Source organism: Kribbella sp. (genome assembly GCF_035687465.1).
GTDB lineage: Bacteria > Actinomycetota > Actinomycetes > Propionibacteriales > Kribbellaceae > Kribbella.
This window is the reverse complement of sequence record NZ_DASRXP010000075.1, coordinates 1-11,325: the sequence shown is the minus strand read 5'-3', so window position 1 is coordinate 11,325 and position 11,325 is coordinate 1. Positions and strand designations below refer to the sequence as shown.

11 protein-coding genes are annotated in these 11,325 nt (G+C 68.2%); 7 read left to right on the top strand and 4 right to left on the bottom strand.

Annotation, left to right across the window (positions count from 1 at the left end; all coding sequences use genetic code 11):
* The first annotated feature begins 77 nt into the window (after positions 1-77).
* Genes xdhC through VFG33_RS03780 form a run of 6 tightly spaced genes read left to right on the top strand, consistent with a single transcriptional unit; the run spans position 78 to position 5,337 of the window.
* On the top strand, positions 78-914 hold the full coding sequence (gene xdhC / locus VFG33_RS03805) for a xanthine dehydrogenase accessory protein XdhC (protein WP_325022413.1): 837 nt from the start codon (positions 78-80) through the stop codon (positions 912-914).
* On the top strand, positions 911-2,209 hold the full coding sequence (gene guaD / locus VFG33_RS03800; RefSeq protein ID WP_325022411.1) for a guanine deaminase: 1,299 nt from the start codon (positions 911-913) through the stop codon (positions 2,207-2,209). Before xdhC ends, guaD begins: the two co-directional genes overlap by 4 nt.
* A gap of 3 nt (positions 2,210-2,212) precedes the next feature.
* Complete coding sequence (gene uraD, locus VFG33_RS03795; protein ID WP_325022409.1) at positions 2,213-2,725, top strand: 2-oxo-4-hydroxy-4-carboxy-5-ureidoimidazoline decarboxylase; 513 nt, start codon at positions 2,213-2,215, stop codon at positions 2,723-2,725.
* Entirely contained in the window at positions 2,722-3,054 is a 333-nt protein-coding gene (uraH, locus tag VFG33_RS03790) for a hydroxyisourate hydrolase (RefSeq protein WP_325022407.1), read from the top strand. The genes uraD and uraH overlap by 4 nt, the downstream gene beginning before the upstream one ends.
* A 4-nt stretch (positions 3,055-3,058) precedes the next feature.
* The gene (gene pucL, locus VFG33_RS03785; RefSeq protein WP_325022405.1) at positions 3,059-3,964 is read left to right on the top strand and encodes a factor-independent urate hydroxylase; all 906 of its coding nucleotides are present in this window, start codon (positions 3,059-3,061) and stop codon (positions 3,962-3,964) included.
* Between the two features lie 11 nt (positions 3,965-3,975).
* Positions 3,976-5,337: an 8-oxoguanine deaminase gene (locus tag VFG33_RS03780; protein ID WP_325022403.1), complete on the top strand. Its 1,362-nt coding sequence runs from the start codon at positions 3,976-3,978 to the stop codon at positions 5,335-5,337.
* 69 nt (positions 5,338-5,406) lie between these two features.
* On the opposite strand, the gene VFG33_RS03775 is transcribed toward VFG33_RS03780, so the two are convergent.
* Positions 5,407-6,663: a DUF6986 family protein gene (locus tag VFG33_RS03775; RefSeq protein ID WP_325022402.1), complete on the bottom strand. Its 1,257-nt coding sequence runs from the start codon at positions 6,661-6,663 to the stop codon at positions 5,407-5,409.
* A 139-nt stretch (positions 6,664-6,802) separates the two neighbouring features.
* On the opposite strand from VFG33_RS03775, the gene VFG33_RS03770 reads away from it, so the two are divergent.
* On the top strand, positions 6,803-7,567 hold the full coding sequence (locus VFG33_RS03770) for an IclR family transcriptional regulator (RefSeq protein ID WP_325022400.1): 765 nt from the start codon (positions 6,803-6,805) through the stop codon (positions 7,565-7,567).
* On the opposite strand, the gene VFG33_RS03765 is transcribed toward VFG33_RS03770, so the two are convergent.
* The 3 genes from VFG33_RS03765 to VFG33_RS03755 all read right to left on the bottom strand — a co-directional run.
* Positions 7,564-9,039 carry an MFS transporter gene (locus tag VFG33_RS03765; protein WP_325022398.1) on the bottom strand — a complete coding sequence of 492 codons (1,476 nt, stop codon included), beginning with the start codon at positions 9,037-9,039 and terminating at the stop codon, positions 7,564-7,566. The genes VFG33_RS03770 and VFG33_RS03765 overlap by 4 nt on opposite strands.
* 167 nt (positions 9,040-9,206) lie before the next feature.
* Positions 9,207-10,508, bottom strand: a complete 1,302-nt coding sequence (locus tag VFG33_RS03760; RefSeq protein WP_325022396.1) for a winged helix-turn-helix domain-containing protein — start codon at positions 10,506-10,508, stop codon at positions 9,207-9,209.
* 30 nt (positions 10,509-10,538) lie between these two features.
* Positions 10,539-11,325: LLM class flavin-dependent oxidoreductase (locus VFG33_RS03755; protein ID WP_325022394.1), on the bottom strand; the 787-nt coding region annotated here is incomplete at its 5' end.

Below are 11,325 nucleotides of genomic sequence, written 5' to 3'. Positions count from 1 at the left end.
CAACCCGACACTATGCAGCTCGACGGGCAGCTCGATGGCGTCGAACCCGCCAGGTTGAGTGGAGTGTGAGGGCCGACATGGAGTGGATGCGAGCGGTAAGCCGGCTGCGCGAACAACGCCGGCCGGGCGTGCTGGTCACCTTGATGTCGGTCCGCGGGCACTCCCCCCGAGAGGCCGGCGCCAAGATGGTGGTCGCCGACGACCGAACCTGGGCCACAGTTGGCGGCGGCAATCTCGAGGCGGTCGCGATCGAGCGATCACACGCACTACTAGCAGCCCGTACTACGGAACCCGAAGTACTGGAGTTCGCGCTGTCGGACAAAGCGCCGTACCAGCAGGCGGTTCAGTGTTGTGGCGGCGAGGTGAAGCTGCTGCTCGAACCGCTGCCGGTGGTTCCGTCCGTCGCGATCTTCGGGATGGGCCATGTCGGTCTCGAGCTCGCCCGGATCCTGTCCCGGCAGGACGTGGAACTCCACCTGGTCGACTCGCGACCTGACCAGCTCGTGCCCGAGCGGCTGTCCGTCCTGGACGACGCCGTGGCGAACGTCCATGTCCACCAGGTCCCGATGCTGCCCGAACTGGTGCTCGGCGAACTGCCGCCGGGCACGCACGCGCTGGTGATGACGCATGACCACGCAGAGGACGCTGCCCTCTGCGATGCGGCGCTGCGCAACGGCCAATTGGCCACGATCGGCCTGATCGGGTCCAGCGCGAAGTGGGCGCGGTTCCGCCGCAAACTCGCCGACGACGGCCTCCCGGCCGAGGCGATCGACAAGATCATCACGCCGATCGGCCTGCCCGAGGTGGTTGGCAAGGAGCCGGCCACGATCGCGGTCAGCGTCGCGGCCTGGCTGCTCCAACTGTTCGTTGCCGAGCGCAACTCCGCGCCGGTTCACCGTGAGGCAAAAGCATGACCCTCTTCCGAGGCACGTTCCTCGATACTCCGCAGAACCCGTTCACCGGTGGCACGCTCCGGGTCGACACCGACGCCGCACTGCTGGTCGAGGACGGCGTGATCACTGCCCGGGGGCCCTACCCGGACCTCCGCCGCGCGCATCCGGCCGAGCAGATCGTCGACCTGACGGGTGGGCTGGTGCTGCCCGGGTTCGTGGACACGCATGTCCACTTCCCGCAGATCCGGGCGGTCGGCGGCATGGGCATGCCTCTGATGGAGTGGCTCGACAAGTACGCGCTGCCGGAGGAAGCCAAGATGGCCGACGTGGACTACGCGGCGGGAGTCGCCGCCGAGTTCGTGCGTGGTCTGGCGGCCGCGGGCACGACGTCGGCGTTGGTCTTCGGTGCTCACTATGCCGACGCGGTCGACACGCTCTTCACCGCCGCCTCACGAGTAGGCCTGAGGATCACCAGCGGGCTGGTCGTGAGTGACCGGTTCCTCCGACCGGAACTGCTCACCACACCGGAGCGCGCACACACCGAGTCGCTCGCCCTGGCACAACGCTGGCACGGCGTCGGACGCAACCGGTACGCCGTAACGCCGCGCTTCTCGCTCTCCTGCACGGACGAGCTCCTCGCGGCCTGCCACACGACGCTGGAGGAGATCCCGGGCGCACTGTTCACGTCGCACCTCAACGAGAACGAGGCTGAGATCGCCACCGTCGCCGAACTCTTCGCCGGCAGCGACTACCTCGGCACCTACGACCGGCACGGACTGGTCGACCACCGAAGCGTCTTCGCCCACAACGTCCATCCCACCGACGTCGAGCTCAAGCTGCTCGCGGAGACCGGTGCGACTGTTGCCCATTGCCCGACGAGCAACGCCGTCCTCGGCAGCGGGCTGTTCCCACTGAGCCGCCATCTCGACCACGGCGTGCGAGTAGCACTTGGCTCGGACGTCGGCGCTGGCACGGGATTCTCGCTGCTGAAGGAGGGGCTCCAGGCCTACTTCTGCCAGCAGTTGCTCGGCGATCACGGGCGTCCACTCAGCGCGGCGCACTTGTTGCACCTAGCAACGACAGCCGGCGCCGAGGCACTCGGCATGAGCGCCGACGTCGGCGACCTGAGCGTCGGCAAACGCTTCGACGCCCAACTACTGCGCCCGGCCGAAGGCTCACCCCTGGCAGTCGGCATCACCCACGCCGCCGACGCCGAAGACACCCTGGCCCGCGTCTTCACCCTCGGCACCCCCGCCGACGTCCGCGCCGTCTGGATCGACGGCGAACTGTTGAACGAATCCTCATCGAAGGTGTGATCTGTGGACCTCCAGCAATTCAACTCCACGCCGCCCGACCAGCTGCGCCCGATGCTGGCCGCCTGCTGCGACGTCCAGCGCTGGGTTGACCGTATCCTCACCGGCCGACCGTACGGCGAGCTCGCAGCGGTCACCGAGGTCGCCGACCGGGCTGCGCGAGACCTTGACGACAGCGAGGTCGCCCAAGCGCTCGCTGCCCACCCGCGGATCGGCGACCGAGCGGACGGCGACGGCACCGAGGCCACGTGGTCGCGCAAGGAGCAGGCGGGTGTCGGTGACGACCCCGGGATCCGCGCGGCACTCACAGCCGGGAATCGTGAGTACGAAGAGCGGTTCGGCCGGGTCTTCCTGATCTGCGCCACCGGACTGTCGGCCGAAGAGATGCTCACCAGCCTGCGCCGACGGCTGACGAACGACGAGGCCGCCGAAGCTCACGTAGTACGGGACGAGCTGCGCAAGATCGCCGTACTGCGCCTCGCGAAACTCGTTGCAAGCGGCAAGGAGATCCCCGCATGAGCACCATCACCACCCACGTTCTCGACACCGGCCTCGGGCGACCGGCTCGCGACGTCGGAGTGCGGCTGTCCCGGCTCGAGGACGGCGAGCCCGTCGTGATCGCGACCGGCAGCACCGACGACGACGGCCGGATCGGCAAGCTGACACCCACCGAACTCGAGCCCGGCACCTACCAACTCCGGTTCGACGTCGCGGCGTACGCGACAGCGACCGACCAGGACATCTTCTTTCCCGAGGTCATCGTGACCTTCACGATCACCGACGAGCGGCATTACCACGTCCCGTTGCTGCTCAGCCCGTTCGCCTTTTCCACCTATCGAGGGAGCTGATCCGATGGCGATCCACCTGGGAGCCAACCAGTACGGCAAGGCCGAGAGCCGAGTCGTGCGCATCTACCGTGACACCCCTCGCCATCAGATCCGCGACCTCAACGTCTCCTCCGCACTGCGCGGCCGGTTCGAGAACGCGCACACGACCGGCGACCAGTCCGACGTCCTGCCGACCGACAGCCAGAAGAACACCGCCTTCGCCTTCGCCAAGGAGAAGGGCGTCGGCGCGATCGAGGATTTCGCGCTGACGCTGGGCGACCAGTTCCTGCAAGCCTCCGCCGCGGCCGACGGCGCCCGGGTCGAGATCGAGGAGTACCCCTGGGAGCGGATCTCCGTGGACGGCGCCGGCCACGACCACTCCTTCGTCCGCAGCGGCAGCGGACTCCGGACGACGGTGGTCAACGTCGAGGGCCGGGGTGAGGACCGCAGGGCGTACGTCGTGTCGGGCATCCGCGACCTGGTCGTGCTCAAGTCCACCGGCTCGGAGTTCCACGGCTTCCTCAAGGACAAGTACACGACCCTGCCGGAAACCGACGACCGCATTCTCGCCACCTCGCTGGTCGCCCGGTGGCGCTATGACCACACCGACGTGGACTGGGACAAGTCGTACGACGAGATCAAGGGCCTGCTGCTCGAGCAGTTCGCGAAGATCCACAGCCTCGCGCTCCAGCAGACGCTGTACGGGATGGGCGAGGCCGTGCTCCAGCGGCACCCCGAGGTCGCGGAGATCAAGTTCTCGGCGCCCAACAAGCACCACTTCCTGGTGGACCTGTCGCCCTTCGGTGTGGAGAACCCTGGCGAGGTGTTCATCGCCGCGGATCGTCCGTACGGCCTGATCGAGGCCACCGTGGTCCGTGACGACGCCAGCGATGCGGGAAGCGCCTGGCACGCCGTACCGGGCTTCTGCTGAGCGGCGGGCCGATGAGCACCGCGCCGCTCGTCATCGACGGAGCCACCGTCGTCACCCTCGACGGCGAGCGACGCGAGCTCACCACCGGCCACGTGGTTGCTGCTGGCAACCGCATCGTCGCTGTCGGCCCCGGGCCCGCGCCGGCGTACGAGGGAGCGCGGGTGATCGATGGGCGCGGGTGTCTCGTCACACCCGGCTTCGTCAACACCCATCAGCATCTCTACCAGTGGGTGACTCGTGGGCTCGCCGCCGATGCCACCCTGTTCGGCTGGCTGACCGCGCTCTACCCGGTCTGGTCCGGGATCGACGAAGAGTCCGTCCACGTCGCGGCAAAGGGCGCGTTGGCTCGGCTCGCCCGCACCGGGTGCACGACCGCGGCGGATCACCACTATGTCTTTCCCAGGTCGGGCGGTGAGCTGCTCGAAGCGGAGATCCGTGCCGCCGCCGAGGTGGGACTTCGGTTCCACCCGGCGCGGGGATCGATGGATCTCAGCGAGAAGGACGGTGGGCTGCCGCCGGATTCCGTGGTCCAGGATCGCGACGAGATCCTGGCCGCGACCGAGGCGGCGATCGACCGCTGGCACGATCCCGCACCGGATTCGATGCTGCGGCTCGTGGTCGCACCCTGTTCGCCGTTCAGCGTCACCGGCGAGCTCATGCGCGAGTCGGCGGAGCTCGCCCGCCGGAAAGGAGTCCGGCTCCACACCCATCTGGCTGAGACCACGGATGAGGGCGACTGGTGTCAGGAGAGGTTCGGCTGCACGCCCTCGGAGTACGCCGAAGAACTTGGGTGGACCGGTCCGGACGTGTGGTTCGCGCACGGCATCCACTTCGACGATGCGGAGATCAAGCGGCTTGGCCGGACCGCCACCGGCGTCGCTCACTGCCCGAGCTCCAACGCCCGCCTCGGGGCCGGGATCGCGCGCGTCGCCGACCTGCGCGCGGCCGGCTGTCCGGTCGGCCTCGGCGTGGATGGTGCCGCCAGCAACGAAGCGGGCAGCCTGCTCGAAGAGGTGCGTCACGCCCTGCTCTTCGCCCGGGCGAGAGGCGGCCCGCAGGCGCTCGGCGTACGGGCTGCGTTGGAGCTGGCGACGCTCGACGGCGCCCGCATCCTTGGTCGCGAGCACGAGATCGGTTCGGTGGAGGTGGGCAAGCTGGCCGACCTCGCGCTGTGGCGGCTCGACACCCTCGCGCACTCCGGCATCGCCGACCCGGTGGCCGCGCTGGTCCTGGGGTCGCCGCCGCCCTTGGAGTTGCTGCTCGTGAACGGACGCCCCGTCGTCGAGCACGACACTGTCATCACCGTCGACGAATCCACCCTGGCCACACAGGTCGCAAGCGTCCAAAAACACCTCACCACTCCCCCACTCTGATCATTCGCCCCCTTTTCACGCTTCGAATGGACGCGCGTCTCAGCGACAGGGTGAAAAGAGGGCGGATGATCACAAGGGTTGGGGGCGCCGGGCCAGCTTTGCCAGTCCGGCGGCGTCTACACCGATCAGCTTGTCGACCTCTGACATCTCAGCGGCACCACAGTCGAGTCCGCGCAGCAGATAGCCCGCCAGAGCAGCGGCGGTCGCGGGTTCGTCGAGGTAGCCGGACTCGCCCCCGCTGACGTAGGCGCGCAGCCGAGCGGCCGCGGACTCCAGACCCTCGCGATAGAACAGGTAGTTCGCGACGAAACGGGTCGGCAGTTGTGCCGGATGCATGTCCCACCCCTGGTAGATGCCGCGCACGAGCGAGCGTCGTACCAGGCGCTGATGGAGCCGCCAGGCGGCGCGCACCGCGTCGCGATCACCGACCGGCAGGACGTTGGTGGAGCCATCGGACACAAACACCCCCGTGCCGGCCGCGGCCAACTGCATGACGTCCTTGGCGTGGTCGGCGACCGGGTGCTCCATGCTCTGGTACGCCGCTGCGACTCCGAGCGAGGCCGAGTAGTCATAAGTGCCGTAATGCAGACCGGTAACCCGCCCCGCACCGGCACTGATCATCCGAGCCACGAGCGCGGTGCCATCCGGACCGAGGATCGACTGGGGCGTTTCGATCTGGATCTCGAACTTCAGCGACCCCGAGGGCACCGCATGGACGCGCTCGATCGCCGCCAGTACGACCACCATCGCCTCGACCTGATCCACCGACGTGACCTTTGCGAGCGTGACGACGAAGCCGTCAGTCAGCGCTCCGGCATCGGACAACTCACCGACGAACAAGTCGAGCGTCCGTACTCCGCGCCGGCGGCTCGGCGCCTCGAGCGACTTGATCCGAAGCCCGTGGTACGGCGGGGCCGAGGCGGACTTCACGGTCTCCGCCAGGGAACGGGCCGCAGCGATCGCGGCCTCATCCTCCTGCTCGTCAGGCCTGGTCCCGTAGCCGTCCTCGAAGTCGATGCGCAGATCCTCGATCGGTTCGCGGTCCAGCTTGGCGCGCAGCCGCTCGTAGATCTCGACAGCCTGATCGGGTGGCAACTCGAGCGCCTCGGCCAACTCCGTCGCCGAGTGGCCGTGCTGGTCGAGCACCGCCTTGGCGTCCGTCACCCACTCGCCGACCATGCCGGCGTGATACCGGTCGGCCGGTACATAGACGGTGTGAACTGGTTGCCGGACGCCACGATCACCCGGGTAGCGCGCGGCCAACTCCGCGTCGGCATCAGCCAATCGCCGATCCAGCTCTTCGGCGAGGGCGTCGAGGTCAGTCATGACCGAACCACCTTACGATCCTTGGGATTTCGTAATGCGGATACTAGTATCTACTCTGCGGAAGTGGCAACGCTGCTCGTCTTCCGGAATCTGGCGCTAAACTTCCGTGATCCGGAAGACTTGAGCAGGGAGGCCCGCAGTGACCGAAGCGAACGGCGGTAAGGGCCGCTCCGGCAGCGTGCAGTCCATCGAGCGGGCCTTCGGACTGCTCGAGATGATGGCCGACGCGGGCGGGATGATGGGTCTGTCCCAGCTGGCGGCGGCCTCGGGTCTGCCCCTGCCGACGATCCACCGGCTCGTCCGCACGCTCGTCGACCTCGGCTACTTGCGCCAGGAGCCGTCGCGGCAATACGTCCTCGGCCCCCGGCTGATCCGGCTCGGCGAGAGCTCCTCCAACATGCTGAGCGTCTGGGCCCGTCCCCATCTGGCCCGACTGGTCGACGAGTTCGGCGAATCGGCCAACATGGCCATGCTCGACGGCGACCAGATCGTGTATCTCGCGCAGGTCCAGTCCCGGCACTCGATGCGGATGTTCACCGAGGTCGGACGCCGGGTGCTCCCCCACTGCACCGCCGTCGGGAAGGCGATCCTCGCGCGTCTGCCGGAACCCGAGGTCCGCGAACTGCTGCGCCGCACGGGTATGCCCAAGCACACGCAGACCACCATCACCGACGTCGACGCTTTCATGGCGCAACTGCACAGAGCCCAGCAGGACGGCTACGCCACCGACGAAGGCGAGCAGGAACTCGGCGTCCGCTGCGTAGCCGTCGCGGTACCCGACGCCCCCTCCAGGCTGGCAATGTCGATCTCTGGCCCCGCCGGCCGAATGACCGAGGACCTGGTGGAGCACGCGGTCCCCTCACTCACCCAGGCCGCCAAGGCCTTCTCCGAAGACCTGCGCTAGCCCCGCTTGCGGCGGAAGAGCAGGGCCGTGACGACGGATCCGACGACGAAGAATCCGGCCGCCCACCAGTAGGCGGTGGAGTAGCTGTGCAGGGTGGCATCGGCGGCGGCCCGGGGGTCGGACGGGTGCTGCTGCACGTAGCGGATCGCGGCGCTCGCGACCAGGGTGTTCAGCAGCGCGGTACTGATCGAACCCCCGATCTGCTGAGCGGTGTTCGCGGTCGCCGAAGCGACACCCTGGTCGCTCATCCGCACACCGAGCGTCGCCCGGCTGATCGCCACGGGCATCGTCATACCGATGCCCGCGCCGATCAGGAGTAGTGGAGGCAGCACGTGCTGCGGGTAGGTGCTGTGGAGTCCCAGTCGGGTCAGCAGAGCCATGCCGCCCGCGCCCAGGAGCATGCCGATGGGCACGATCACCTTCGGGCTGAACCTCGGTACCAGGAAGTTGGTGGACAGTTGCGCCATCACCATCACCATGCCGACCATCGGCAGGAACGCGACGCCGTTCTTGAGCGGCGAGTAGTGGAGCGTTCCCTGCAGGTAGTAGGTGAGGAAGAGAAAGACGCCGAACAGCCCGGCCGACGCGATCAGCGCGGCCAACAGGGCGGCGCCGCGATCGCGGTCGTCCAGCACCCGAAGCGGCAGCAGGGGGTGCTTGGCCCGGGTCTGCCAGCCGACGAACGCCAGCAACAGCAGGCCGCCGACGCCGAGGAAGCCCCAGACCGTCCAACTGCTCCAGGGGTGCGTCTCGGCGTTGGCGAAGCCGTACACGATGCAGAACAGCCCGCCCGAGACCAGCACCACACCGGGGATGTCCAGCTTGGGCCGCTGTTCCGGCACCGAACTGTCCAGGAACAGGACCGCACCGACGAGCACCAGGACCGCGAGGATGTCGTTGACGTACAGCGTCCACCGCCAGTCCAGGTACTCGGTGAGCGCTCCACCGAGCACCAGGCCGATCGCGGACCCGGATCCGGCGACAGCGCCGTACACGCCGAACGCCCTGGCCCGCTCCCTCGGCTCGGTGAACGTCGTGGTCAGCAGGGACAGCGCGGTCGGAGCGAGCAGCGCCGCGAAGCCGCCCTGGACCGCGCGGGCCGTCACCAGCATCGTGTAATTGACGGCGGCACCCCCGATCGCCGACACGACGGCGAAGCCGACCACGCCGACGATGAACGTCCGCTTCCGCCCGAACAGGTCGGCCAGCCGGCCGCCGAGCAGCAGCAGACTGCCGAAAGCCAGCGAGTAGGCGGTGACGATCCATTGACGGCCATCGTTGTTGAAGTGCAGAGCCTGCTGGGCCGACGGCAGCGCGATGCTCACGATGGTCGCGTCAAGCACCACCATCAGAAAGGCGAGGCTGATCACAGCCAGGGCCCACCAGCGATGCCCTCGGCCCGCGTGGACGGCCGCACCGGACGCCCGTGCGCGGGCGGTGCTGACAGACGCGGCAGCCTCACTGGATGACATGAAGGTCCTTCCTCTCCAGCCACTCAGCTGCCGATCGACAAGCGGAGGGCACGGTTCGCTTCTCCTTTCGACGATGGCATCGGCATAACGCACAGGCATCGAAGGCAGCAGGACCCGCGCACCCCGGTAGCCGCAACTCAGGGCCTCCGGCTAGCGGTCACACGTGGCTAGGCGCTGACCGCTCGGGACAGGGCACGGCCAAACTCGCCGTGAGCAGTCACTTGCACTCCGTCGAGCTCCAGCCAACTGGCCATCAGTTCGAGCTCAGCCGCCAGCGGTTCGGCGATCTCGCCGTCCGGTACGCCGGGTTCGGCGGTGACTGTCGGAACGACCAGGGCGGAGTTCCGGCGATCCGCCTTCAGATCGACCCTGGCGACCAGCCGGTCACCGAGCAGGAACGGCAGCACGTAGTACCCGTGCACCCGCTTCGCCGCGGGCGTGTAGATGCCGATCCGGTAGAAGAAGTCGAACAGCCGATGAGTGCGATCGCGATTCCAGATCAGCGTGTCGAACGGCGACAGCAACGCCCGGGCCCGGATCGGCCGATCCTCCGCCTCCGACCACAAGTAGCTCTGCTGAGGCACCCCATCGACGCGCACCGGAACCAGCTCCCCGGAGTCCACCAACTCGCTGATCACGATCCTGGTGATTGCCGCGGGCAACGGAAAGTGGCCGCCGGTGGCGCCGCACAGTTCGCGCGCGGTGGCGACACCGAGCGCGCGGGCGGAGATCCGGACCAGCTCCCGACGGGCCTCCTCGGCGCTGGGCTCGGACCCACGCAGTACGGCGGCCGGCAGCACTCGCTCGGTGAGGTCGTACTGGCGCTCGAAGTTTCGCCGGCCCGCGATCGTCACCTGGCCCGTGCAGAACAGGTACTCGATCGCGATCTTGGCGTCCTGCCAGTTCCACATCCGCCCGGTACTCGGATCCGGGTCGGGGTCCGACTTCTTGCGGCGTAGGTCGTCCGGACTCGCCTCGCCGGCCGTGATCGGCCCACCTTCGGTCACCCTCGCGAGCACCTCGTCGACGAACCCGGGCCGCTCAACGCTCAACCGCTGCATACCGACGACGACCGACCACGGCGCCGTCAGCGCGGGGTCCATCGGGGCACTCCAGTCCTGCCGTTCGGCCGCCCGCATTCGCCAACGCTGCAACGGGTAGCCGCTCAGCGGAAGCAAGCTCGCCTTGTGCCCCCAGAAGTACTCGAACAGCTCCCGATCAGCACCCCAGCACATCCGATCCAGCGTCGTCCGCGCGTAAGGCCCGAGCCGAGCAAACAACGGCAGATAATGCGAACGGCACAACACGTTCACCGAATCGAGCTGCAGTACGCCGAGACGTTCGATCATCCGCCGGAGATGCCGTACGTCGACTCGCCCAGCCGGCCGTGGCTCCGCGAACCCCTGCGCAGTCAGCGCGATCCGCCGCGCCACGTCGATCGGGACCGTCTCACCAGCCGAGTGCGCCATGGGCCGAACCTATCGCCAGGCGCGAGCAAATCAGCGCAACAGTGGGAGAAGCTGGTCGCCGACCCGGACGATCTCCTCCCGGTACGGCGTATCGGACAGGATGAAATGCGTGATGCCCAGGTCCTGGTACTTGCGCAGGGACTTGGCCACGTCCTCCGCCGAGCCGACCAGCCAGGTGGTGCCGGCGCCGCCACCGCCGTACTTGCCGGGCGCGGTGTAGAGGTTGTCGTCGAGGACGTCGCCCCGCTCCGCCAGCTCGAGGAGCCGTTGCTGGCCCACTGCCTTGAAGCGTCGCGGGTCGCGGTTGTCGACAGCGTTCCCCTCGGCCATCTTCGCCACCTTGGCCTCGGCATCGGCCCAGGCCTCCTCGGTGGTATCGCGAACCAGCGTGGTGATCCGCAGCCCGAACTCGAGCGGCGCGTGCTCCCGGCCCAGCTCGGACTCCAGACCCTTGAGGCGGTCGATCCGCTCGGCGATCCCGTCCCGCGGCTCACCCCAGAAGAGCTGGACGTCGGCATCGGTGGCCGCGACCCGTTCAGCGGCGGCGGACGCGCCACCGAAGTACAGGCGTGGGTGCGGTCGGCCCTCGCGCACCACCGGCCGGGTCGCGACAGTGGATCCCGTGACGGAGAAGTAGTCGCCGGTGAAGGTGACGTCCTCCTCGGTCCAGAGTCGGCGCACCAACTGGAGGAACTCCTTGGTGCGGGCATACCGCTGGGCCTGCTCGCCCTCGGCATCGCCGTACGCCGCGAGGTTGTCCTGGCCGGAAACGATGTTGATCAGGAGCCGGCCGTCAACGAGCTGGTCGAGTGTGGTC

Excerpts from the sequence above, each read along its gene's own strand:
- xdhC (WP_325022413.1), top strand. The coding sequence starts at position 78 with ATGGAGTGGATGCGAGCGGTAAGCCGGCTGCGCGAACAACGCCGGCCG.
- guaD (WP_325022411.1), top strand. The coding sequence starts at position 911 with ATGACCCTCTTCCGAGGCACGTTCCTCGATACTCCGCAGAACCCGTTC.
- uraH (WP_325022407.1), top strand. The coding sequence starts at position 2,722 with ATGAGCACCATCACCACCCACGTTCTCGACACCGGCCTCGGGCGACCG.
- pucL (WP_325022405.1), top strand. The coding sequence starts at position 3,059 with ATGGCGATCCACCTGGGAGCCAACCAGTACGGCAAGGCCGAGAGCCGA.
- VFG33_RS03780 (WP_325022403.1), top strand. The coding sequence starts at position 3,976 with ATGAGCACCGCGCCGCTCGTCATCGACGGAGCCACCGTCGTCACCCTC.
- VFG33_RS03775 (WP_325022402.1), bottom strand. The coding sequence starts at position 6,663 with ATGACTGACCTCGACGCCCTCGCCGAAGAGCTGGATCGGCGATTGGCT.
- VFG33_RS03765 (WP_325022398.1), bottom strand. The coding sequence starts at position 9,039 with ATGTCATCCAGTGAGGCTGCCGCGTCTGTCAGCACCGCCCGCGCACGG.
- VFG33_RS03760 (WP_325022396.1), bottom strand. The coding sequence starts at position 10,508 with ATGGCGCACTCGGCTGGTGAGACGGTCCCGATCGACGTGGCGCGGCGG.